Annotated in this window: 21 protein-coding genes; 14 read left to right on the top strand and 7 right to left on the bottom strand. The window is 59.3% G+C overall.

The window, feature by feature from the left end; all coding sequences use genetic code 11:
* The 4 genes from AB5Z05_RS01925 to AB5Z05_RS01910 all read left to right on the top strand — a co-directional run bounded on the left by AB5Z05_RS01925 (position 1) and on the right by AB5Z05_RS01910 (position 7,097).
* Positions 1–2,805, top strand: a complete 2,805-nt coding sequence (locus AB5Z05_RS01925; RefSeq protein ID WP_368149976.1) for a response regulator — start codon at positions 1–3, stop codon at positions 2,803–2,805.
* Between the two features lie 166 nt (positions 2,806–2,971).
* Positions 2,972–4,708, top strand: coding sequence for an ABC transporter transmembrane domain-containing protein (locus AB5Z05_RS01920; protein WP_368149975.1), 1,737 nt, complete (start codon positions 2,972–2,974; stop codon positions 4,706–4,708).
* Positions 4,705–6,456 (top strand): ABC transporter transmembrane domain-containing protein, encoded by a 1,752-nt coding sequence (locus AB5Z05_RS01915; RefSeq protein ID WP_368149974.1) that lies wholly within the window; start codon positions 4,705–4,707, stop codon positions 6,454–6,456. The genes AB5Z05_RS01920 and AB5Z05_RS01915 overlap by 4 nt, the downstream gene beginning before the upstream one ends.
* A 167-nt stretch (positions 6,457–6,623) precedes the next feature.
* Positions 6,624–7,097, top strand: coding sequence for a DUF4442 domain-containing protein (locus tag AB5Z05_RS01910; protein WP_005352552.1), 474 nt, complete (start codon positions 6,624–6,626; stop codon positions 7,095–7,097).
* Between the two features lie 33 nt (positions 7,098–7,130).
* Here the strand turns inward: AB5Z05_RS01910 and ybcJ are convergent, their stop codons facing one another.
* Positions 7,131–7,364 (bottom strand): ribosome-associated protein YbcJ, encoded by a 234-nt coding sequence (gene ybcJ, locus AB5Z05_RS01905; RefSeq protein WP_005361116.1) that lies wholly within the window; start codon positions 7,362–7,364, stop codon positions 7,131–7,133.
* 260 nt (positions 7,365–7,624) lie between these two features.
* Between ybcJ and AB5Z05_RS01900 the strand changes: the two genes are divergently transcribed.
* The 3 genes from AB5Z05_RS01900 (at position 7,625) to pdxY (ending at position 10,084) form a co-directional block, all read left to right on the top strand.
* A complete protein-coding gene (locus AB5Z05_RS01900; protein WP_005333596.1) occupies positions 7,625–8,188 on the top strand; it encodes a hypothetical protein in 564 nt (187 codons plus the stop codon).
* A gap of 83 nt (positions 8,189–8,271) precedes the next feature.
* Positions 8,272–9,048: a DUF429 domain-containing protein gene (locus AB5Z05_RS01895; protein WP_307896683.1), complete on the top strand. Its 777-nt coding sequence runs from the start codon at positions 8,272–8,274 to the stop codon at positions 9,046–9,048.
* A 172-nt stretch (positions 9,049–9,220) separates the two neighbouring features.
* Complete coding sequence (gene pdxY, locus AB5Z05_RS01890) at positions 9,221–10,084, top strand: pyridoxal kinase PdxY (RefSeq protein WP_043824274.1); 864 nt, start codon at positions 9,221–9,223, stop codon at positions 10,082–10,084.
* A 107-nt stretch (positions 10,085–10,191) separates the two neighbouring features.
* Here the strand turns inward: pdxY and AB5Z05_RS01885 are convergent, their stop codons facing one another.
* The 3 genes from AB5Z05_RS01885 to AB5Z05_RS01875 all read right to left on the bottom strand — a co-directional run bounded on the left by AB5Z05_RS01885 (position 10,192) and on the right by AB5Z05_RS01875 (position 12,599).
* On the bottom strand, positions 10,192–11,310 hold the full coding sequence (locus AB5Z05_RS01885; protein ID WP_368149973.1) for a glycerol dehydrogenase: 1,119 nt from the start codon (positions 11,308–11,310) through the stop codon (positions 10,192–10,194).
* Between the two features lie 298 nt (positions 11,311–11,608).
* A complete protein-coding gene (locus AB5Z05_RS01880) occupies positions 11,609–12,115 on the bottom strand; it encodes an N-acetyltransferase family protein (protein WP_368149972.1) in 507 nt (168 codons plus the stop codon).
* 91 nt (positions 12,116–12,206) lie between these two features.
* Complete coding sequence (locus tag AB5Z05_RS01875; protein ID WP_368149971.1) at positions 12,207–12,599, bottom strand: NUDIX domain-containing protein; 393 nt, start codon at positions 12,597–12,599, stop codon at positions 12,207–12,209.
* A 338-nt stretch (positions 12,600–12,937) separates the two neighbouring features.
* Between AB5Z05_RS01875 and AB5Z05_RS01870 the strand changes: the two genes are divergently transcribed.
* Entirely contained in the window at positions 12,938–13,783 is an 846-nt protein-coding gene (locus AB5Z05_RS01870; RefSeq protein ID WP_368149970.1) for a DUF5718 family protein, read from the top strand.
* 57 nt (positions 13,784–13,840) lie between these two features.
* Entirely contained in the window at positions 13,841–14,281 is a 441-nt protein-coding gene (locus AB5Z05_RS01865; RefSeq protein ID WP_368149969.1) for an acetyltransferase, read from the top strand.
* Positions 14,282–14,359: 78 nt separating this feature from the next.
* On the opposite strand, the gene AB5Z05_RS01860 is transcribed toward AB5Z05_RS01865, so the two are convergent.
* The 3 genes from AB5Z05_RS01860 to AB5Z05_RS01850 form a co-directional block, all read right to left on the bottom strand.
* On the bottom strand, positions 14,360–14,680 hold the full coding sequence (locus AB5Z05_RS01860; RefSeq protein ID WP_368149968.1) for a DUF4377 domain-containing protein: 321 nt from the start codon (positions 14,678–14,680) through the stop codon (positions 14,360–14,362).
* A gap of 92 nt (positions 14,681–14,772) precedes the next feature.
* Complete coding sequence (locus AB5Z05_RS01855) at positions 14,773–16,059, bottom strand: citrate synthase (RefSeq protein ID WP_005333572.1); 1,287 nt, start codon at positions 16,057–16,059, stop codon at positions 14,773–14,775.
* Positions 16,060–16,236: 177 nt separating this feature from the next.
* A complete protein-coding gene (locus tag AB5Z05_RS01850) occupies positions 16,237–16,437 on the bottom strand; it encodes a hypothetical protein (RefSeq protein WP_124929313.1) in 201 nt (66 codons plus the stop codon).
* A 64-nt stretch (positions 16,438–16,501) separates the two neighbouring features.
* Between AB5Z05_RS01850 and sdhC the strand changes: the two genes are divergently transcribed.
* The 5 genes from sdhC (at position 16,502) to sucA (ending at position 22,641) form a co-directional block, all read left to right on the top strand.
* Positions 16,502–16,879 (top strand): succinate dehydrogenase cytochrome b556 subunit, encoded by a 378-nt coding sequence (sdhC, locus tag AB5Z05_RS01845; RefSeq protein WP_005333571.1) that lies wholly within the window; start codon positions 16,502–16,504, stop codon positions 16,877–16,879.
* Complete coding sequence (gene sdhD, locus AB5Z05_RS01840; protein ID WP_005333558.1) at positions 16,873–17,217, top strand: succinate dehydrogenase, hydrophobic membrane anchor protein; 345 nt, start codon at positions 16,873–16,875, stop codon at positions 17,215–17,217. The genes sdhC and sdhD overlap by 7 nt, the downstream gene beginning before the upstream one ends.
* A gap of 1 nt (position 17,218) precedes the next feature.
* Complete coding sequence (gene sdhA / locus AB5Z05_RS01835; protein WP_139471773.1) at positions 17,219–18,985, top strand: succinate dehydrogenase flavoprotein subunit; 1,767 nt, start codon at positions 17,219–17,221, stop codon at positions 18,983–18,985.
* A gap of 16 nt (positions 18,986–19,001) precedes the next feature.
* Positions 19,002–19,718, top strand: coding sequence for a succinate dehydrogenase iron-sulfur subunit (locus AB5Z05_RS01830; RefSeq protein WP_005333549.1), 717 nt, complete (start codon positions 19,002–19,004; stop codon positions 19,716–19,718).
* A 115-nt stretch (positions 19,719–19,833) separates the two neighbouring features.
* Complete coding sequence (gene sucA / locus AB5Z05_RS01825) at positions 19,834–22,641, top strand: 2-oxoglutarate dehydrogenase E1 component (RefSeq protein ID WP_139732041.1); 2,808 nt, start codon at positions 19,834–19,836, stop codon at positions 22,639–22,641.
* Positions 22,642–22,653 lie beyond the last annotated feature (12 nt).

Genomic DNA, 22,653 nt, shown 5'->3' with positions numbered 1-22,653 from the left:
ATGAATAAAGGATCACGGAAAAACCGTGCTGTGCCAGGGCTGATCGTTGCCTTGCTGCTCGCCTTTTCGGGCTACTGCTGGCAGTCGCTCAGTCAGCAGCAACAGGCCCACGACCTGAACGACGCGGCCGAGGTGGTGCTGAACCGGATCAACGCCGATACCGTCTATCTGCTTGGGCGGGAGCAGGCCAATGACAGCAATGTCCAGCAGCGACTGAACCAGTTATCCATCACCCTTGACGGTTTTGTACGGGAAGTCAGAAGCGATCCCGAGCTGGTGCAAGACGATCTCTCCCAGGCACTGCTTGAGGACATGGACACCTATCTGATGGCGCTGGCCAGGCTTCATGCCATTGAGATGGCTATCGAGTACCTCAATGCGCCCCTGCAGGCCCAGATTAAAAAGGTGCGGGGGATAAGCCCGTCAGACAGTGCGCTTCATCGCGATCTGGAGGAGCTTGCGCAACTGAGTAGCTATTTACAGCGCAGTTGGGACAAACGTGAACAGACTGCGCTGAACCAGTTGCAGCAGCAGTTGCAATCCCGTTATGGCGATTTGCCGGATATCGCTACCCTGATCCGCCTGAGCAAGGAGGTGAGCCAGCAGGTGATGGCCTATCACACCTTGCGTTACCAGCTCATCGACATGCATGTGATCGAGAGTCTGGTGCGCTGGAAACTCGACAAGCTGGAGCGCGCTTCCTCTTTGATGAACCGCTTCTATCTGATGGTGTTGTGCGGGGCCTTGATCTGCTTTGCGCTGGTGGCCTTCACCCTGTGGCGCCGCAACCAGAAGCTGAGCGAGTTGTCGCGCCAGACCGGCTTGCTGGCCCAGGCCAAAAGCGATTTTCTGGCCAACATGAGCCACGAGATCCGCACCCCCATGAATGCCATCATAGGTTTTAGCTCGCTGGCACTGCAGACCGAACTGGATCAGCAACAGCGGGACTATCTGGGCAAGATCAAATCCTCATCCGATACCCTGCTGCTGCTGATCAACGACATCCTTGATTTGACCAAGGTGGAGTCAGGCAAGCTGACGTTGGAGGAGATCGACTTCGATCTCAGCGAGCAGCTCGATTCGCTGGCGGGCATGTTTGCCGATCTGGCGGAGCGCAAACACGTGGAAGTGGTTATTCGCAAGTCACCGGAGGTGCCGGTCTTCTTGCGTGGGGATCCCTTGCGATTGGGACAAGTGCTGGTCAATCTGGTGAACAACGCCATCAAGTTTACCGAACGCGGTGAAGTCGAAGTCCGCATCGAGCTGGCCAATCCTCACCCAATGCGGATCCGCTTCAGTGTGCGCGATACCGGAATCGGCATTGCCGAAGAGAAGCAGACCCAACTGTTTCAGGCGTTTACCCAGCTGGAGGCGGGCAATACCCGAAAATATGGCGGCTCGGGTCTTGGGCTCAACATCTCCCAGCGGCTGGTGGAGCTGATGGGGGGGCGGATCACCGTAGAGAGCAAGCCTGGCGTCGGCTCTCTGTTCAAGTTCGATATTCCGATGGCGCAGGCGGTCTACGGCGTCGCTGGACGGAAAGTATTCTTCGAAAACCAGCCGCTGGTGATGGTGATGGATGACAACGAACTGGTGCTGGATCTGGCCCGGGACATTCTGACTCGGGCGGGAGTGCGAGTGCTGCCGGTCAACTCCCTTTCCCGCGCCCGTCAGCTGCTCCGTGAAGAGGGACCGAATCTGCGGTTGGCGATCCTCGACTGGCGCATGGGTCAGGAGGATGGGCTCGATCTGGCGCTGGAGATGTATCAGCACAGCCAGTGGCGGCGGATCCCCATCCTGATGATCAGCGCCTGGGCCAGAGAGGGGCTGCACGCCCGGATGGACAGCATGGGGCTGACCCATTTTCTGCCCAAACCGATGACCGAAAATGCCCTGCTGGCCAAGGTGGACGAACTGCTCAACGGCAGCTCCTACGAGCTCAACCTGCGCAAGGCCGAGGCACAGGGGGATCAGCAACACTTCAAATCCCTGTTGCAGGGCACCCGAGTGCTGTTGGCGGAAGACAACCGGGTTAATCAGCAGCTTATCATCGAATATCTGCGGCGCGTCGATGCGGTAGTGTGTGTGGTCAGCAATGGTCGGGAGGCGGTGGAGCGGGTCGCCGAGCAGCCTTTTGACGTGATCCTGATGGATTTGCAGATGCCGGTGCTGGACGGACTCGATGCCACCCGCCAGATCCGCAAGATGGTCGACAAACACGATGTGCCCATCATTGCCCTCACCGCCAGTGCCATGCCCGGTGACAAGGAGCGTTGCCTGGGGGTGGGGATGAATGGCTATGTCACCAAGCCGGTGAGCAAGCTGGATCTCTACAACAACCTGCTGCAGTGGGTAAAGCCGCAAGGGGTGGAGCAGGCGGGGATCATGGAGGTGAAACCGCCGGATATGATCGGGATCCTCGATCTGCAGGATGCACTCAAGCGGCTGGAGCAGGACAAGGAGGCATTGCAGATCCTGTTCAAGCTGTTCATGTCGGAGCACAAGGACGATCTGTGGGAGATCCGCTCCGCCCTGCGCCGTCAGCAGCCCGAGGTGGCCAGCAAGCTGCTGCACACCCTCAAGGGGGTGTCTGCCAATATCTCGGCGGCCCGTCTGCAATTGGTGGCTGGCGAGCTGGAGTGGCGCTTGCGGCAAAACGAGGTGCTAAGCGAGACGGATCTGGAGCAGTTGCAACAGGTGTTCAGCCAGACCCGGGAAGAGGTGTCACACTTCCTGTTGACCGGTGAGCAGCATGAAAATTCGTATAATCCCTATTCATCAGGTGATGATCGCATGTCACAGTGAATTAAATAGTAATTATTCTCAACCATCCCGGTTCGGGATATGATGAGCTTTCGTTCGAATCGCCTCCAGCCGGAGGCGATTGTTTTCATTCTTCTATTTCTGCGTGGCTTCTCTGATGGCCGCTCCTTGGAGCGGTCACGGGCAGAGAGCGCTAAAGGTTGGTGGTGTGAGCGTATTTCTACGATTGAGCTGGTTTTTCAAGGAGCAGTGGCCCCGTTATCTGGCTGCCATCTCCCTGCTGCTGATGGTGGCCCTGTTGACCGTTATTCCGCCCAAAGTGGTGGGCTGGGTGGTGGATGGCATCACCAAAGGCGGTCTCGACAATGGCACCCTGATGCGCTATCTGGCGGGGCTGTTTGGTCTGGGTGTGCTGATTTATCTGCTGCGCTACGTTTGGCGGGTGATGCTGTTTGGTGCCTCTTACCGTCTGGCCTATGTGTTGCGCAATCGCCTGTTCAGTCATTTCACCCGGATGAGCCCCGATTTTTATCAGCGCCACCGTACTGGCGATTTGATGGCCCATGCCACCAATGACATTCAGGCGGTGGAGATGACCGCTGGCGAAGGGGTGCTGACTCTGGTGGACTCCATCATGGTCGGGGTATTGGTGCTCTCCATCATGTGCAGCCAGTACTCCTGGCAGTTGACGCTGCTCTCCTTGCTGCCGCTGCCGGTGATGGCCTATTTCATGAACCGCTTCGGCACCCAGATCTACACCCAGTTCAAGGCGGCGCAAGGGGCCTTCTCCAAGCTCAACAACAAGACCCAGGAGGCCCTTTCCGGCGTGCGGGTGTTGAAATCCTATGCGGTTGAATCGCTGGAAGATGAAGGCTTTGCCGAGCTGACCAAACAGGCGGGGGAGCGCAATATGGCGGTGGCCCGCATCGATGCCAAGTTCGATCCGGTCATCTATCTCTGTATCGGTTGCTCCTACTTCCTCGCGGTGGCGGGGGGCAGTGTGCTGGTGCTGCGCGATGAGCTGACCCTGGGTGAGCTCACCAGCTTCACCATGTACCTCGGCCAGCTGATCTGGCCGATGTTTGCCATCGCCTGGCTGTTCAACATCATCGAGCGGGGCAGCGCCGCCTACTCCCGTATCGAAAGCCTGCTGGGGGAGCGCAGCGATATCGAAGAGCCCGCCCAGCCGGCCGCGTTTACCTCTGCCTTTCCTTTGCAGATCAAAGGGGTGAGCTATCAACTTGAGCAGCGCACCCTGCTTGCGGATATCGACGTTACCCTCAAGCAAGGGGGGATGCTCGGGGTGGTGGGGCGCACCGGGGCAGGCAAGAGCTCCCTGCTCAAGCTGTTGATGCGCCTTGCCAATCCGACCCACGGTTCGATTGTCATGGGTGGCGTTCTGATTGACCAGCTGCCGCTCGCCACATTGCGCAGCCAGTTTGCCTATGTGCCGCAGGAGCCATTCCTGTTTTCCACCACTATCGCCGCCAATATCGCCCTGGGCAAACCCGATGCGAGCCGCGAGGAGGTCGAACGGGTGGCACGTATTGCCTGTGTCCACGATGATATCGTGCGTTTCCCCAAGGGTTATGAGACCGAGGTGGGCGAGAAAGGAGTGACCCTCTCCGGCGGCCAGAAACAGCGGCTGGCTATTGCCCGCGCCCTGCTGCTGGAGGCGCCCATTCTGGTGCTCGATGATGCGCTCTCGGCGGTGGATGCCCACACCGAGCAGCAAATTCTGCACGCTCTCAAAGCCCATCGTCGCACCCTGATCCTGGTCAGCCATCGCATGACGGCGGTGGAGCAGGCCGACGAGATCCTGGTGCTAGAGCAGGGGGCCGTTAGCGAGCGAGGTCATCACGGTGCCCTGATGGCGCACAATGGCTGGTATGCAGATATGGTGCGTTATCAGCGTCTCGAAGAAGCGGTGGAGGAGAGCCTGTGAATCCGACCATTAAACGACTGCTCGCCTACTGCGCCCAGTATCCTCGCTGGCTGATCCAGGCGGGGATTTGCCTGCTGCTCGCCACCGGCGCCGAAGTGGCCGGGCCGCTGCTGATCAAGCTCTTTATCGATGACTATCTGGCGCCTCGCAATATCGTGCTGCCCACCATAGCCCTGATTGCAGCGGGCTATCTGGGCTTACAGGTACTCTCGGCGGCGGGCTTCTATTTGCAATCCCTGCGCTTTAACCGTATCGCCCAGGCGGTGGTGCAAACCTTGCGCGAGCAGGTGTTTGCCACCGCCATCCGCTTGCCGGCCCGCTACTTTGACAAGCATCGATCCGGCTCGCTGATTTCCCGCATCACCAACGACACCGAGGCGATCATGAACCTCTATGTGCAGGTGATCGGCTTGCTGGTGCAAAAAGTGGTGCTCTTGTGCGGCATCCTCATCTCGATGGCGCTGCTGGATCTGCGGCTGATGCTGGTCTGCTCCCTGTTGCTGCCCGCAGTGGGTGGGGTGATGTGGCTCTACCAGAAACTGAGCGTGCCGGTGGTGCGAGCGACCCGCAGTCTGCTCTCCGACATCAACAGCCGCCTCAACGAGTCGCTGCAGGGGATGCCGGTTATTCAGGCGATGGTGCAGGAGCGCCACTTTGCCAACGTCTTTGCCGAGGTGAACCAGCAACACTGGTCGGCACGGATCAAGAGCCTCAAGATCAACGGCATTTTGCTGCGTCCGCTCATCGATCTCTTCTACATGATGGTGCTGATTGGCCTGTTGGCGCTGTTTGCTCATGAGGGGGGGAGCCACGCGGGTGCTATTCAGGTAGGGGTGCTCTACGCCTTTATCAGCTATCTGGGCCGGATGATCGAGCCGCTCATCGAGATGACCAACCAGCTTAACCAGTTGCAGCAGGCGATGGTGGCGGGGGAGCGGGTCTTTGCCCTGCTCGATGAAACCCGCGAAAGCACCGAGGGCGAGATGATCCCGCTAGAAGGGCGGGTCAGTTTCGAGCGGGTGAGCTTCTCCTACGATGGTGAGCAGCAGGTGCTGCGGGAGGTCAGTTTTGCCGCAAAACCGGGCCAGATGCTGGCGCTGGTGGGCCATACCGGCAGCGGCAAGTCCACCATTATCAGCCTGCTGATGGGCTTCTATCCGCTGGTTCAGGGGCAGATCCGCTTCGATGATCACGCACTGGATACCCTGTCGCTGGCGGCGGTGCGCCGCAGCATCGGGCTGGTGCAGCAAGATCCTTTTATCTTCGTCGGCACCCTGGCGGAGAACCTGCGTCTCGGCCGCGCCGGAATAGACGAAGCGCGGCTCTGGCAGGCGTTGAGCGAGGTGCAGCTGGCCGACTTTGTGCGCAGCTTGCCACAGGGGATCAACACCTTGATGGAGGAGGGGGGCAAGAACCTCTCCGCCGGCCAGCGGCAACTGCTCTCCTTTGCCCGTGCACTGGTGGGAGATCCGCGTATCCTCATTCTGGATGAAGCGACGGCCAGCGTGGACTCCCAGACCGAGTTGGCGCTGTCGCAGGCGATCTCTGCTGCCCGTCGTGGCCGCACCACCATCGCCATCGCCCACCGCCTCTCGACCATCGTCGATGCGGACGAGATCCTGCTGCTCTCCCGCGGTCAGGTGAATGAGCGGGGTACCCATGGTGAGTTGATGGCCCTCGGCGGTCACTATGCCCAGCTGTTCGAGATGCAGAGTCAGGGGGCTTGGCTCGAAGAGAAGCGCGCCTGATCGGCACATTTGCTGTAACAGCGACATGAACGAAAAGAGGGAACCGGTGCGGTTTCCTCTGTTTTTTTGGGTTGGGCAAAAGGTCGTAAGCGTGATCCCTGTGCTTGTCGAATGACGCAGATGCAGGCAACATGTTGTTTACATTAACTCATCGGATCAGTTCGCATATGGATTTGCAACGCTTCAAAGCCAATCTGGCGCTCCGGCTATTTGCCTGGCGCTACATTCCCGTCATCGGGTTTTGTGCCCCGATCATCGAAGAGATGAACGCCAAGGCGCTGCGCATTCGCATTCCCCTTGGCTGGCGTACCCGAAACCATCTGGGCAGCATGTATTTTGGTGCGCTGGCGACTGGCGCCGATCTGGTGGGCGGTCTGCTGGTGATGGAGAAGGGGCGGCAGCGGCGCAAGAAGGTGCACTTCGCCTTCAAGGATGTGCAGGGGGAGTTTTTGAAACGACCGGAGGGGGATGTGCAGTTCGACTGCGCAGCGGGGGAGGAGATTGATGCCATGATCGACGAATCGTTGGCAAGCGGTCAGCGCATCAATCGCCCCATCCGGGTGGTGGCCACCTGTCCGTCATTGAACGGGGATGAGGCGATGGCGCGTTTTGTGCTGACCCTGTCGATCAAGGCCAGCTAGCGGGTTGCCGGAGAGTGGCTCCCCAAGACGGGATTAGCCAATCTCCGGGCTGACGCCCTCTTTCACCACAACCTTCATGCCGTTGAAGTTGACCACCTGTTCGGCCACGATCTTGCAGCGCTTGCGGGTCTCCACCTGACCGTCCACCTCGACCAGCCCTTCGGCAACGAGGGCTTTGGCGGCGCCGCCACAATCGGCCCACCCCTGATGTTTGATAAGGTCACACAAGGCAACGAAGGGGTGACCTTCGAGCAGAAACGTCTCCATGGGAAATCCTCTAGATGGATGAATGCCGGATACAGCAGGGCGACTATTTTAGGCAGTTCGCTCAGGCAAAGAAAGGAAGAGGGGCCACTCGCTGCGAAAAAGTGGCCGATTGTTCTTGAGGTGGCGCTTTCGCAAGTCCTGATGGAGAGGTGAGAGGGCCAACCGTGACGTATCGTGACGCACCTCGTCCCTGCTGGTGTGCCCACACTCTCCCCTGACTGTTAGGATCGGGCCACTCTCAATGGCCCAAGGAACTTTCCATGACACTCTCCCGCCTGCTGCTGGCATGCAGCGCCCTTACTCTGTGCGGTGTCGCGCAGGCCAGTACTCCGGTGCAGGTCTCGCTGCCCGGGGTCAATTTGCCCGCGTCCCATCAGGTGGAAGGGGCGCGCGCCTCGCTGCTCTACGGTCGGACCGGTCAGGTGAAGGGTATTGATCTGCCGATCTTCGCCCTCTCCGATGTGGATCAGTTCAGCGGCCTGCAGCTCGGGATCTTCCTCGGTGCTGGTCGGGTGCGCCACCAGTTTGGCGGGGTCGCCATCAACGCCATCAACTGGCACGAAGGGCAGGATACCGGCGTCAATCTGGGGCTGGTCAACCTGACCAACAATGTGCAGGGGCTTAACTGGGGGGCGGTCAATATCGCCAAGGGCAATGCGCTGGCCAACGTTGGCTTCGTCAACTATGCCGAGCGTACCACCTTCCAGATTGGCTTTATCAATGCGACCAAGCACCTCGACGGCTTGCAGATCGGGCTGGCCAACTATGCCGCCAACGGCGTGTTCCCCATTCTGCCACTGGTGAACTTCCAGAAATCGTTCTGAGTGGGCGGTTCGCTTTGCGTTAAGGGCCTCTGCTGATTACCCTGTGTCTCTTGCAACTTGTGACAGGCGAACAGAGGTAATTGATGACGGCAGGGCAGATGAGTGCAATCGGGATCGGCTGGGATGTGCGTGGCTGGCAGGGCAGTGCCCAGGCTGTGGCCGTGGTGGGCTGGCAGGCCGAATCCAACCGCCTGCACTGGCTCGGGGTGTCGCCGCTGTTTCGTCTGAGCTCGCGGGTGGCGCCGGATCTGGCCGCCCTGCTGCGTCCGGCCCTGCAAAACGAGCTGACCCTGATGCAGGTAGAAGCCTGCCCGCAACTGGCGCTCGGTATCGATGCTCCGCTCGCCTTTCCCCGTGCCTTGCGGGATCTGCTCAATGGCCAGCCACACAGCTGTGCCGTGCCCGAGCGGGAGATAGACAACCCCTACGCCTACCGCGACTGCGAGCGCTGGCTGTATCAGCAGTACGGCAAGAAGCCGCTGTCGGCTACCTTCGACCGGCTCGGCAACAACGCCACCCTAGCGCTCTCCATGCTGCCGCGACTCTCGGATCTGCAACTGGTGCCGACCGTTGCTCCGAAGACCAGTCGCGCCGTGCTGGAGGTCTATCCGGCATTGGCCAAAGTGGGCGGCAAGGCCTCCCCGGCATGGCCCGAGCTGGCGGCACAGCTGCCTGCGGATGTGCTGGTCGGCACCGATCGCTACGATGCGGCGCTCTGCGCCCTGATGGCGCTGCAATATGCCGCTGGTGGCAAGGTGACGGTATTGCCTGAGCTGATTTCGCCACCCAGTGACATGCCTTGTGATGAGGGATGGGTCTATCACTTTGCCCGTCATGCTGTTGAACGTAACGGGATGTGACGGACGGACGCGGCGGATCATGGCGCCGCTCACCCTGTTGACGCGGGCCAAATGGCGTAAAAAACCTGTCTTTAGTCAGGAAATTGCCTGTTCATCCCGCGCCAAGGTGGCGCATCGTTATCTTCATCCGATATATTGCCCACCTTGCTGATCCTTTGCTGTGGTATTCCCGATGAAATCCGTTCTCTCTATTCAGTCCCACGTGGTCTTTGGTTGTGCCGGCAACAGCGCGGCCGTCTTCCCCATGCGTCGCCTTGGTATGGATGTATGGCCCATCAACACGGTGCAGTTTTCCAACCACACCCAATATGCCCAGGGGTGGCAGGGAATGGCGATGCCGGCGGGTCATATCAGTGCGCTGGTGAAAGGATTGGGCAATATCGAGGTGTTGAGCCAGTGTGACGCCGTGCTGAGCGGTTATCTTGGCTCCGCCGAACAGGGAGACGAGATCCTGACCGTGGTCAACGCCGTCAAGGCGGCCAACCCCGATGCCATCTACTTCTGCGACCCTGTGATGGGGCACCCGGAGAAGGGGTGTATCGTCGCTCCCGGCGTCACCCGTTTCCTGACCGAGCAGGCGCTGCCGGTGGCCGACATGATGGCCCCCAACCTGCTGGAGCTGGAGACCCTCTGCGATACCCATCTGGCTGATCTGGATCAGACCCGCGCGGCTGCCCATCAGCTGCTGGCCCGCGGCGTCAAGCTGGTGCTGGTCAAGCATCTCGGTCGTGCGGCGCAGGACTCCAGCCGCTTCGAGATGCTGCTGGCGACCCCGCAAGGGGATTACCTGATTGCCCGTCCGCTCTATGACTTTGCCCGCCAGCCGGTGGGGGTTGGCGATCTTATCAGCGCCCTGATGCTGGCCAATTTGCTGGCCGGTCACGATGCGGTTAGCGCGTTCGAGCGCACCAACGCCTCGGTGGATGCGGTGCTGCAGGAGACCTGGCGCCAGCAGGCTTACGAGCTGCAACTCATCACCGCGCAAGATGCCTTCGCCCTGCCAGAGGTTGAAGTGCGAGCGGTGAAACTCCCCTGAGTCAACGCGGACTTTCGTCTACCCCGACAAGGGGGGGGGATGCAGATGAAAAAGGCTTGCCAATGGGCAAGCCTTTTTACTGTTTGCCTATTTAGTGCGGCAAGCAATCAGATGCGGGGATGGCAGAGGCGATAACGCTCAGCCATGGCATTGGCCGCTACCATGGCGGCGTAGACATCCTGTTCACTCACTGTCATCGGCATGTTGCCCATGGTATCGAGGGGATCGCAGGCCAGCTGCGCCACCTTGCGCCACTCGCTTTCATCAAAGTGGGTGAGCCCCAGTTCTTGCAGTGTCATGGGCAGGCCTGCACAGTCGATGATGCGAAACACCTCATCAAGCTCATGTTGCGGGGCGCGCTCAAGCACGAGTTGGGTCAGCAGGCCGAAGACCACCTTCTCGCCATGTTGGGCACGATGGAGTTCCGCGATCAGTGACATGCCATTGTTGATTGCATGAGCGGCGGCCAGCCCACCGGCTTCTGCGCCGACGCCACTGAGGTAGATGGTGGCCTCGATAACCTGCTCCAGCGCCGGAGTCGAGACATGGTGGCGTATCGCATCCATGGCCAGCTCGATGTTCTCACCAAGCAGCTCGTAACAGAGCTGTGCCAGACCAAGGCCAGTACGTGAAGGGCGCTTGCCGACCAGATTGAGCCCGTCCGCCCGATAGCAGGCGCGCGCCTCGAAATAGGTGGCCAGGGCATCGCCAACGCCTGCGGAAAAGAAGCGGGGAGGGGCGGCGGCAATGATGGCAGTGTCAGCCAGCACCACGTCCGGATTTTGCGGCAGGAACAGATAGCGCTCAAATTCCCCCGCCTGGTTGTAGATCACCGCCAGTGCCGTGCAGGGAGCATCTGTGGAGGCAATCGTCGGGAACAGCACAACCGGACGGCGCAGATAGAAGGCCACGGCCTTGGCGACATCCAGCGTCTTGCCGCCGCCGATCCCGACAATCACGTTCGCACCATATTGCTCTGCAAGGTGGGTCAGGCGGTGGATCTCCTGTTCGGTGCATTCATAGCGAAACTTGTCGACCACTCCCCTGAGGCCTGCCTGCAGGAGCCCCGCCAAAGCTTCTTCCCGTACCCGCTCCAGAATGAACTCATCGCTGATGAGTAACGCATAGTCACCAAAATCTTTAACGTGCTCATGGAGTTGCGGGAGAAGGTGTTGACCGATGATGAACTTTTTGGGGGAGGTAACTGTACGGGACAAAGTGGGCATCCATTATTCCTCAAGGCAGTGAACAACATAGATTTGATTATCAAATGGGTCTCTCACGATACGCCTGATGAGGCAATAGATGAAGAAGAAAAGGGGGGTGTTTTAATCATTAATTAATCTTTCTGTTTATTTGGTTGTATTTTGGGGTGAGCAATTGGCGGTGTTGAGGCATACAGGAGCAATGGCTCTATCGTGGCAATCCGTCGCAAGCCATATTGCTGCAACAAACAGTCACGCTGGCAACAAGCAGGGCCGCTTGGTGCGGCCCTGCTGTATGTGGATAAGAGATAGGAGATAGTCAGAGCAGTTTGTAGAAGATTGCGGTTGCTGCAAGGGTGCCGTCGGCGTTGCGTGCAAAGCTCGGGATCTGGCCCCCCTCCAGATAGCCGAGTTGACGATAGAGGTGGGAGGCCACATCATCGGCGCGAGTATCCAGCACCAGCAGCGAACGGTCCGCGGCATGGGCGCCTTGTTCCAAGGCCTGCATCAGCGCACGACCGACACCTTTGCCTCTCGCCGTTTGCAGTACCATCAGTTTTTCCACTTCGGCCCGGTGGCGACCGTTGGCCTTGCCACAGAGCGCGAGCTGAACCGATCCCACAATCTGTTGTTGCTCAAGGGCAAGCCACAGCTTTCGGTGACCTGTCGCCAGATCCGCGTCAACTCCTTGCCAGTAGCGGGCAGATTCCTCCATGGTCAGCGGCGGTAAAAAGCCGACCGAGGCGCCGCTATCGACACAATCTTGCAGCAGGGTGATGAGCGCACTTTGGTAGGTTGCTGCGCTCTTAACTTCCACAATGTTCATCTGACATCCTTGTCGTTGCGCTGTTATGTGGCTGATTGCCACCGTTGGTTCATATGAGGGAGGTACTTATGCTCGCCGCGAGTACGGCTTGTCAGCGGATCAGCCCCTGCTCAACGAGCCAGGTAAACAGCAGGCGGGAGACGGGGGAGAGCTCATCGAGGTGAGAGCTGTCGAGCCAGCGCAGCTCGGCAATTTCTGCCGAGGCGATCGGGGTGCCGCTTGTTTTGCCGGTGTAACAGCGCAGTCTCACCTCGACTCCTGCCGGTTTGCCATCGGCCTGGGCGCTGAACTCGCAGGCAAAGCGCAGGGTGTCGGGTTGCAGGGTGACAGCCAGCTCCTCCTCAATCTCGCGGATCAGCGCCGCCTCGTCGCTCTCGCCCGGTTCCCGCTTGCCGCCCGGGATGTAATAGATGCCCTTGCCGTGGGAGCGGGCGCAGAGCAGTTGCTGATCTTTAAAGGTGAGCCAGGCGAGTTTGTCGATCATCTGTTTTCTCTCCAATGGGGTTGCCGTGATGAGCAGTGGCGCACTCAAGCGCACAGTTGTTTTGCATGCCGGCAGCCTAACAAAGATGAAGTTGAGTCCCAAGGAGAAAGAGGGGAGATGCCGGAAACGCACTGTTTCCAGCGCGGTGACCGCGTAGCTGAATGAGTGCGCAATGGCTGGTTCACCACAGCCTTCTCGTCCCTAAAAAAGCGGACTGGCGCACACCACGACAGGGCCGGACTGGGCGAAGGCGGGGTCCTTGTGGTTTAATCTTGCCACTTTAGCGGTAGTAGGCGACGAGCCTGCTACCTTGCGTTGGCAAGATGCAGGTGAGCAAGATGCAAGTGACAGCAGAGAGCAAGTTTATCGGACTCGGGGTAGCGGGCAATTTCGCCGGTCATCTGGAGCAGGCGGGTGAAGCGTCGGATTTCGTGGCGGTCGTGGTGCGCGATACCACGGCGCCCAAGGCGCTGTTCCCCTTCTTCGTGCCGGGCCATCCGGGTCAGCTCGGGGTATTCCCGTTGAGCGACAAGGCGATCTTCCTGCCGGAAGCGGCGGTCAGCGGTGACGAGAAGGTGCAGATCGAGCCGGAAGTAGCCCTCTGGTGCGAGCTGGAGTATGCCGACAAGCAGGTGGTGGCGATCCATCCCCGTGCCTTTGGTGCCTATAACGACTGCTCCATCCGTCGTCCCAACGCCAAGAAGATCAGCGAGAAAAAGAACTGGGGCGAAGAGAGCAAGGGGTTGGCGGCCAAGCTGCTGCCGCTTTCCGGTTTTACCGCCGGTTGCGAGCTCGATGACTATCGCATCGCCTGCTATCTGGAGCGGGACGGTGAGCTGCACGCCTACGGGGTAGATAGCGCCGCCATCGACTACAGCTACTTCCACGGCAAGCTGCTCGACTGGGCCATCGACAAGTTCAATCATCAGCAGGATGAAGGGCCGGCGGAGCACATTCAGGGGCTGCTGGCGCAGGCGGGGCATCCTCCCCACGCGCTCATCAGTATCGGCGCCACCCGTTATACCCCGTTTGGCGAGACCCACTTCCTCAAGCCTGGCGACACCTCCTGTGTGGTGGTCTATCCGGGCAGCCGTTATAGCGAAGCGGATATTCGCGAGGCGATCCGCAGCCGCAACTTTGGCGCTGATATGTCGGTGCTACTGCAGGCGGTGCAGGCGCGCTAATCACCGTTGCCAGCGGGAAGGTGTCTCTTCCCGCTGGTTATCATATCGAGTTATTTCATGACGATTGTTCCGGTATCCCGGGCCGATTATCCGGCCCTGATCGATCTGTGGGAGGCCTCTGTTCGGGCGACCCACCACTTCCTGCCCGAGGCCGAGATCCTCGCGCTTAAACCGCTTATTCTGGAGCACTACTTCGATGCGGTGACACTGCACTGTGCCCGGACGGAGGAAGGGCGCATTGCCGGTTTTTGCGGGCTGTGCGATCGCAAGATAGAGATGCTGTTTGTGGCGCCGGCGGAGCGCGGCAGTGGCGTGGGTCGCCGGCTGGTGGAACATGCCATCCGCCAGTGCGGCGCGACGCAGGTTGACGTTAACGAGCAGAACGAACAGGCGGTGGGCTTCTATCTGAAGATGGGGTTCACAGTGACGGGTCGCTCGCCGCTGGATGGTCAGGGCAAGCCCTATCCGCTGCTGCATATGGCGCTGGCGACGACCTGATCGTGCCTGATGAGGCGCAGTACCCATAAACCAACGGGGGATGGCATCAGCCATCCCCCGTTTTTTTGATCGTGTTTGTTACTTGCTGGCGACCTTGTTCACCACCTGGATCAGCTGATAGCGCACGGAGGGAGCATCGGCCGGCACATCGGTGAGCGGCTCTTTGCTGACAGTGAGCTGGTAGCGATAGCCAGGCTCGAACTGGAAACCTTCAATATTTTGGTAGAACAGCGTCCAGGGCTGCTGCTCATCACTGCGAACCTGCATGCACTGCATTGGGCCAACTCCGACGCAATCGACCAACTGGCTGTTGATATAGAGGGTCTCCCCCTGTGACGAGGCGGGGGTGCTCTGGCAGGCGGTCAGCAGCAAGGCTGCGCTGATAAACAGTGGTTTCATAATGGACTCCTTAACGCGAAAGGGGGCATTAGAGCGGCAAACAAAAAGGCGGTCAATGACCGCCTTTGTAACAAACCATATCAGCGCAGTGGTTAGCGCTGCTCGAGTGGAGTGAACTCGCGCAGCGGGTGGCCTACGTAGAGCTGGCGTGGGCGACCAATCTTGCTGTCCGGGTCTGAGTGGAACTCGTTCCAGTGGGCAATCCAGCCGATGGTGCGGGAGATGGCGAAGATCACGGTGAACATGCTCATCGGGATGCCGATCGCCTTCATGATGATACCGGAGTAGAAGTCTACGTTCGGGTAGAGTTTCTTCTCGACGAAGTAGGGGTCGGAGAGCGCAATACGTTCCAGCTCCATGGCCACGTCCAGCAGCGGATCCTTGATCTGCAGCTCGGTCAGTACTTCGTGGCAGGTTTCGCGCATCACGGTGGCACGGGGGTCGTGGTTCTTGTAGACGCGGTGACCGAAGCCCATCAGACGGAACGGATCATTCTTGTCCTTGGCCTTGGCGATGTACTCGGGGATGCGATCCACCGAGCCAATCTCTTCCAGCATGCGCAGGCAGGCTTCGTTGGCACCACCGTGGGCCGGTCCCCACAGGGAGGCGATCCCCGCGGCGATACAGGCGAACGGGTTGGCACCGGAGGAACCAGCCAGACGAACGGTGGAGGTGGAGGCGTTCTGCTCGTGATCCGCATGGAGGGTAAAAATTCGATCCATGGCGCGTTCAACGATGGGGTTGACCTTGTACTCTTCGGTCGGCACGCCAAACATCATGTGCAGGAAGTTACCGGCATAGGAGAGGGCGTTACGCGGCTGCATGAACGGCTGGCCGATGGAGTACTTGTAACACATGGCTGCCAGAGTCGGCATCTTGGAGAGCAGACGGAAGGCACAGATCTCGCGATGCTGCTCGTTATTGATGTCGAGGGCATCGTGATAGAAGGCGGAGAGGGCGCTGACTACACCGCACATGATGGCCATGGGGTGGGAGTCGCGACGGAAGCCGCGGAAGAAGAAGGCGATCTGCTCGTGCACCATGGTGTGGCGGGTGACTAAGCGTTCGAATTCGGCATATTGGGCCTTGGTCGGCGCTTCGCCGTACAGCAGGATATAGCAGACTTCCAGATAGGTGGCCTGGGTGGCCAATTGGGCGATGGGGTAACCACGGTGCAGCAAGACACCCTGATCCCCGTCAATGTAGGTAATGGCAGATTTGCAAGAACCGGTCGCCATAAAACCGGGGTCAAAGGTGAAATACCCCTGTGATCCCAATTTTCTGACATCGATAACATCCGGGCCGATGGTGCCGGAGAGGATCGGCAGTTCGACCGGATCTTTTCCGGGCAGGTGTAGGGTGGCTATCTTATCAGCCATAGCACGTCTCCTTTGCTCTTTATAATTTGGTTCCAGTCCTACTCTATTACGACTTTTATGACGCTGGCAAAGGTTGTTACCCATACCGAAGTGGCTGGAGCGCCTTATTTGAAACAGAGTTCCTTATCAATGTCAATTTTGCTGGAACCCCATTAATGGCATTAATGAAATGTTAAATTAAATATGCGATCGAGTTTGCGGTTTTGTGTTTTCTTTGTAGCTAATTGATTGTCTTCGGTTAAGGCCGCCGATATACTGCGCCACGTGGGTCATGGCTGCGGGTGTTTGAAACGCTTTGGCAAAGCCTGATGTGAAACCGAAAACTCGCGTTTTGGCTTTTTCAGAGTGTTTTGGTAACAAAAAACCAACAATCACCATTCCGTGCCCTCAAGTGTGAGTTAAAACAATAACTAACGTGCTCAATGGAGCTGAGTGGGCAAGCGTGAAAAACAAACAGAGACCGGTCAACCTCGACCTACAGACGATCAGCTTTCCTGTCACTGCCATTGCATCCATCCTGCACCGTGTTTCAGGGGTCATTACCTTTGTTGCACTGGGCATCTTGCTGTGGATGCTTGGTACTTCACTCGCCTCTCCCGAAGGGTTTGAAACCGTGGTTGCCATCATGGACAACTTCCTGGTCAAACTCGTGCTGTGGGGGATCCTGACTGCGCTGGCATACCACATTGTGGGCGGCTTGCGTCATCTGGTCATGGATATGGGCTATTGGGAAGAGCTGGAATCCGGCAATCAGAGCGCCCGCGTGGCCTTCGTGATCACCGCGATCCTGGCTGTATTGGCGGGAGTGCTTGTATGGTAACCAATTCTGCAACCTTCGGGCGCAGCGGCGTTCATGATTACATCCTGATCCGCGCCACCGCCCTCATCATGACCTGTTATGTCCTCTATCTGGTGGGCTTTGTCGCGTTCAACGACATCACCTACGAGGTGTGGGCAGGCTTCTTCGCCAAAACATTCACCAAAGTATTCACCCTGTTGACCCTGCTCTGCGTACTGATCCACGCCTGGATTGGTCTGTGGCAGGTGCTGACTGACTATATCAAGCCGGTAGGGCTGCGCGGGGCGCTGCAATTTGCCCTGGTCGTGGTGCTGTTTGTCTATCTGATGACGGGTTTCGTCGTGCTGTGGGGTGTGTAAGGTGACTATTCCAACTCGTGAATTTGATGCGGTGGTGATTGGTGCCGGTGGTGCCGGTATGCGCGCCGCGCTGCAGATTGCCCAGTCCGGCAAGAGCTGCGCTCTGTTGTCCAAGGTTTTTCCAACCCGTTCTCACACTGTCTCCGCCCAGGGCGGGATCACGGTTGCGCTGGGCAATGCCCACGATGACAACTGGCAGTGGCATATGTATGACACGGTAAAAGGTTCCGATTACATCGGTGATCAGGAAGCCATCGAGTATATGTGCAAAACCGGTCCCGAGGCTATCTATGAGCTGGAGAACATGGGGCTGCCCTTCTCCCGTTTCGATAACGGGTCTGTCTACCAGCGTCCGTTTGGTGGTCAGTCCAAGAATTTCGGTGGCGAGCAGGCTGCTCGTACCGCAGCGGCCGCCGACCGTACCGGCCACGCCCTGCTGCACACCCTTTACCAACAGAACGTCAAGAACAAGACCACCGTTTTCTCCGAGTGGTATGCGCTGGATCTGGTGAAAAACCAGGATGGCCATGTGGTGGGTTGTACCGCCATCGATATGGAGAGCGGTGAAGTGGTCTACTTCAAGGCCAAGGCCACCGTGCTGGCGACTGGCGGTGCCGGTCGTATCTACCAGTCCACCACCAACGCCCACATCAATACAGGTGACGGTGTCGGTATGGCGCTGCGTGCCGGTGTCGGCGTGCAGGACATGGAGATGTGGCAGTTCCACCCGACCGGCATCGCCGGGGCAGGGGTGCTGGTAACTGAAGGCTGCCGTGGTGAAGGTGGCTATCTGCTCAATAAAGATGGCGAGCGCTTCATGGAGCGTTACGCGCCGAACGCCAAGGACTTGGCCGGTCGCGACGTGGTGGCCCGCTCCATCATGATCGAGATCCGTGAAGGCCGTGGCTGCGATGGTCCCTGGGGCCCGCACATCAAGCTGAAGCTGGATCACCTCGGCAAAGAGGTGCTGGAATCCCGTCTGCCGGGCATCTGCGAGCTCTCTCGCACCTTCGCCCACGTGGACCCGGTCAAAGAGCCGATCCCGATCATCCCGACCTGCCACTACATGATGGGCGGCGTACCGACCAACGTGAATGGCCAGTGCCTGACCCAGGACAAGAACGGCAACGATGTGCCGGTGGTCGGTCTGTTTGCGGTGGGCGAAATTGCCTGTGTCTCCGTACACGGTGCCAACCGTCTGGGCGGCAACTCCCTGCTGGATCTGGTGGTGTTCGGCCGCGCGGCCGGCATGCATCTGGTCAACACCCTGGGCGAGATGGATCACGGCCGCGATGCTTCCGAGTCGGATCTCGATGCCGCACTGGCCCGCTTCAACCGCTGGGAAAATACCCGCAACGGCGAAGACCCGGTGCAGATCCGCAAAGACCTGCAGCGCTGCATGCAGAACAACTTCTCCGTATTCCGCGAAGGTGCGGCGATGGCAGAAGGGTTGGCCGAGCTCAAGGTTATCCGCGAGCGCCTCAAGTCAGCCCGTCTGGATGACACCTCCAAAGAGTTCAACACCCAGCGCATCGAGTGCCTGGAGCTGGACAACCTGATGGAGACGGCGTTTGCCACGGCGGTTGCCGCCAACTTCCGTACCGAGAGTCGCGGTGCTCACTGCCGCTTTGACTTCCCGGATCGCGACGACGAGAACTGGCTGTGCCACAGCCTCTATCATCCGGACACCGAGTCCATGACCCGTCGCGCTGTCAACATGTCACCTAAGACCCGTGAGGCGTTCCCGCCCAAGGTCCGGACTTACTGATTGCGGAGCCAGCCCTATGAACGTCACATTCTCTGTCTACAGATACAATCCGGATGTTGATAACGTCCCCCATATGAAGGAATATCGTCTTGATATTCCTGAAGGTTCCGACATGATGGTGCTCGACGCACTGATCCAGTTGAAAGAGCTGGATCCCACGCTCGCCTTCCGCCGCTCTTGCCGCGAAGGGGTCTGTGGATCAGACGGTCTCAACATGAATGGCAAGAACGGTCTTGCCTGTATCACCCCGCTCTCCGACCTGCTGAAGAAGGGCAATAACGTCGTTATCCGCCCCTTGCCCGGCCTGCCGGTGATCCGTGATCTGGTGATCGACATGACCCAGTTCTACACCCAGTGGGAGAAGGTCAAACCCTTCCTCATCAATGATGACAAGTTGCCGCCGGTGCGTGAGCACCTGCAATCCCCCGAAGAGCGCGCCAAGCTTGACGGCCTGTACGAGTGCATTCTCTGTGCCTGCTGCTCTACTTCGTGCCCCTCCTTCTGGTGGAATCCCGACAAGTTCATCGGTCCGGCCGGGCTGCTCGCCGCCTACCGCTGGCTGGCTGACAGCCGCGACACCGCGACCACCGAACGACTTGGGAATCTGGACGACGCATTCAGCGTGTTCCGCTGCCATGGCATCATGAACTGCGTGAACGTCTGTCCGAAAGGCTTGAACCCGACCAAGGCGATTGGCCAGATCAAGTCGATGTTGCTCAATCGGGCTGTTTAGTATCAGGGCCGGCCAGGTGCTGGCCCGACCTCTGGATAGCCATCCCACCCGTGGCAGGATGGCTATTTGACCCCTACAAGCTGCGCAGCAGTAACAAGAAGTACAAGGGATAGAAATGCATAACGGCGTGATGAAGGCCTGGTTGGAGTCATCTCACCTGGCTGGTGCGAATGCAAGCTATATCGAGGATTTGTACGAATCCTTCCTGGAAAATCCTGACTCCGTGTCCGACGAGTGGCGCAGCCTGTTTAGCGAGCTGCCCCAGGTCAATGGCCATGCGGTTGAACAACCCCACTCCCAGGTCCGCGATTATTTCCGTCGTCTGGCCAAGGATCCCTCTCGCTACAGTGCCCCCGTCTCCGATCCGCAAGTGGATGCCAAGCAGGTGCGGGTATTGCAGCTGATCAACGCCTTCCGTTTCCGTGGTCACCAGAATGCCAATCTGGACCCGCTGGGCCTGTGGCAGCGTGAAACCGTTGCCGAACTGGAGCCTGCGTTCCACAACCTGCAGGGCGCAGATATGGAGGCCACCTTCAATGTGGGCTCCTACGCCATCGGTCGTGAGACCATGGTGCTCTCCGACCTCTACGCCTCGCTGAAGAAGACCTATTGCGGCTCCATCGGCGCCGACTACATGCACCTCACCTCCACGGAAGAGAAGCGCTGGCTGCAACAGCGTCTCGAATCCATTGAGGGGAAGGGGAGCTACACCCTCGAAGAGAAGACCCGTTTCCTCGAGAGCCTGACTGCCGCCGAAGGGCTGGAGAAATATCTGGGCGCCAAGTTCCCGGGAGCCAAGCGCTTCTCGCTGGAAGGTGGCGACGCCATGATCCCCATGCTCAAGGAGCTGATCCGTCGCGCCGGTGAGCAGGGCTGCAAAGAGGCCGTTATCGGTATGGCCCACCGCGGTCGCCTCAACGTGCTGATCAACGTGCTGGGCAAGCGCGCTCAGGATCTGTTCGACGAGTTTGCCGGTAAGCATGGCGAATCCTGGGGCACCGGTGATGTGAAGTACCACATGGGCTTCTCCTCCGACTTCGCCACCCCGGGTGGCAACGTCCACCTTGCGCTGGCGTTCAACCCCTCCCACCTCGAGATCGTCAACCCTGTGGTCATCGGCTCGGTCCGTGCCCGGATGGATCGTCGCGGTGACAAGGATGGCTCCAGCGTGTTGCCCATCACCATTCACGGTGACTCGGCCATGGCCGGTCAGGGCGTGGTGGCCGAGACCTTCAACATGTCCCAGACCCGCGCCTATGGTGTAGGCGGGACGGTGCGCATCGTCATCAACAACCAGGTTGGTTTCACCACCTCCTATATCCGTGACCTGCGTTCCACCGAATATTGCACCGACATCGCCAAGGCGGTGCAGGCGCCGGTGCTGCACGTCAACGGGGATGATCCGGAAGCCGTGGTGCTGGTGACCCAGATTGCCTTGGATTACCGCAACACCTTCAAACGCGACGTGGTGATCGAACTGGTCTGCTACCGTCGTCACGGTCACAACGAAGCGGACGAGCCGAGCGCGACCCAGCCGCTGATGTACCAGAAGATCAAGCAGCACCCGACCCCGCGCAAGATCTACGCCGATCAGCTGGTGGCTGAGGGGAGCCTCGCCCAGGAGCGGGCGACCGAACTGGTCAACGAGTATCGCGAAGCGCTGGATCGCGGCGAGCGGGTGAGCAAGGAGTGGCGGCCGATGGAGCTGCACTCCGTCGACTGGACCCCTTATCTGGGCCACGACTGGAACATGGCCTATGAGAGTGCCGTGCCGATGGATCACCTCAAGAGCCTCGGCGAGCGGGTGAGCCAGTATCCGGCCACTCACGTGCTACAGCGTCAGGTCGAGAAGATTTACGAAGACCGCCGTCTGATGGCCGCTGGCGAGAAGCTGGTGGATTGGGGCTTTGCCGAGACCCTGGCCTACGCCACTCTGGTGGACAAGGGGTCCCGCATCCGCTTTACCGGTGAAGACTCCGGCCGTGGCACCTTCTTCCACCGCCACGCCGTGCTGCACAGCCAGACCGATGCCAGCACCTACACCCCGCTGTGCAACCTGCACGACGAGCAGGGCCCGTTCGAGGTGTATGACTCTGTGCTGACCGAGAACGCGGTACTGGCCTTTGAATATGGTTACGCCAGCGCCGAGCCGGCTGGCCTCACCATCTGGGAAGCCCAGTTCGGCGACTTCGCCAACTGTGCCCAGGTAGTGGTGGATCAGTTCCTCTCCTCCGGTGAGCAGAAGTGGGGCCGGATGTGCGGCCTGACCATGCTGCTGCCGCACGGTTACGAGGGGCAGGGGCCGGAGCACTCCTCCGCTCGTCTGGAGCGTTATCTGCAGATGTGTGCCCAGCACAACATGCAGGTGTGCGTGCCCTCAACCCCAGCGCAGGTGTTCCATATGCTGCGTCGTCAGGTGGTACGTCCGATGCGCCGTCCGCTGATCGTCATGACGCCCAAATCCCTGCTGCGCCACCCGCTGGCGGTGAGCAAGCTCGAAGAGCTGGCGGAAGGCACCTTCCAGAACGCCATCGGCGAGATCGATGCGCTGGATCCGAAAGCGGTCAAGCGCGTGGTCTTCTGCTCCGGCAAGGTCTACTACGACTTGCTCGATGCCCGTCGCAAGGCCGAGCAGCAAGATGTGGCACTGGTGCGAATTGAGCAGCTCTACCCCTTCCCGGAAGAGGAAGTGCGCGCCATTCTGGCCGATTACAGCCACGTCACCGACTTTGTCTGGTGTCAGGAAGAGCCGCAGAACCAGGGCGCCTGGTACTGCACCCGTCACCACTACGATGGCGTGCTGCCAGCCGGAGCCACCCTGCGTTATGCCGGTCGCCCCGCGTCAGCCTCACCGGCCGTCGGTTACATGTCTGTCCACGCCAAGCAGCAAAAAGCCTTGGTGGAAGATGCCCTTACCCTGTAAAGCCTCTGGCAT

This window comes from Aeromonas sp. R2-4 (assembly GCF_040908365.1).
Taxonomy (GTDB): domain Bacteria; phylum Pseudomonadota; class Gammaproteobacteria; order Enterobacterales; family Aeromonadaceae; genus Aeromonas; species Aeromonas veronii.
The sequence above is the reverse complement of the archived record's forward strand: the minus strand, read 5'-3'. Positions and strand labels throughout refer to the sequence as shown.

Coding starts and splice junctions, on each gene's coding strand:
- AB5Z05_RS01860 (WP_368149968.1), bottom strand. CDS start 14,680: ATGAAACCACTGTTTATCAGCGCAGCCTTGCTGCTGACCGCCTGCCAG.
- AB5Z05_RS01885 (WP_368149973.1), bottom strand. CDS start 11,310: ATGCCCACTTTGTCCCGTACAGTTACCTCCCCCAAAAAGTTCATCATC.
- ybcJ (WP_005361116.1), bottom strand. CDS start 7,364: ATGGAGACGTTTCTGCTCGAAGGTCACCCCTTCGTTGCCTTGTGTGAC.
- AB5Z05_RS01865 (WP_368149969.1), top strand. CDS start 13,841: ATGACGATTGTTCCGGTATCCCGGGCCGATTATCCGGCCCTGATCGAT.
- AB5Z05_RS01925 (WP_368149976.1), top strand. CDS start 1: ATGAATAAAGGATCACGGAAAAACCGTGCTGTGCCAGGGCTGATCGTT.
- AB5Z05_RS01855 (WP_005333572.1), bottom strand. CDS start 16,059: ATGGCTGATAAGATAGCCACCCTACACCTGCCCGGAAAAGATCCGGTC.
- sucA (WP_139732041.1), top strand. CDS start 19,834: ATGCATAACGGCGTGATGAAGGCCTGGTTGGAGTCATCTCACCTGGCT.
- AB5Z05_RS01880 (WP_368149972.1), bottom strand. CDS start 12,115: ATGAACATTGTGGAAGTTAAGAGCGCAGCAACCTACCAAAGTGCGCTC.
- pdxY (WP_043824274.1), top strand. CDS start 9,221: ATGAAATCCGTTCTCTCTATTCAGTCCCACGTGGTCTTTGGTTGTGCC.
- AB5Z05_RS01850 (WP_124929313.1), bottom strand. CDS start 16,437: ATGGTGATTGTTGGTTTTTTGTTACCAAAACACTCTGAAAAAGCCAAA.
- AB5Z05_RS01870 (WP_368149970.1), top strand. CDS start 12,938: ATGCAAGTGACAGCAGAGAGCAAGTTTATCGGACTCGGGGTAGCGGGC.
- AB5Z05_RS01875 (WP_368149971.1), bottom strand. CDS start 12,599: ATGATCGACAAACTCGCCTGGCTCACCTTTAAAGATCAGCAACTGCTC.
- AB5Z05_RS01895 (WP_307896683.1), top strand. CDS start 8,272: ATGACGGCAGGGCAGATGAGTGCAATCGGGATCGGCTGGGATGTGCGT.
- AB5Z05_RS01830 (WP_005333549.1), top strand. CDS start 19,002: ATGAACGTCACATTCTCTGTCTACAGATACAATCCGGATGTTGATAAC.
- AB5Z05_RS01910 (WP_005352552.1), top strand. CDS start 6,624: ATGGATTTGCAACGCTTCAAAGCCAATCTGGCGCTCCGGCTATTTGCC.
- AB5Z05_RS01900 (WP_005333596.1), top strand. CDS start 7,625: ATGACACTCTCCCGCCTGCTGCTGGCATGCAGCGCCCTTACTCTGTGC.
- sdhD (WP_005333558.1), top strand. CDS start 16,873: ATGGTAACCAATTCTGCAACCTTCGGGCGCAGCGGCGTTCATGATTAC.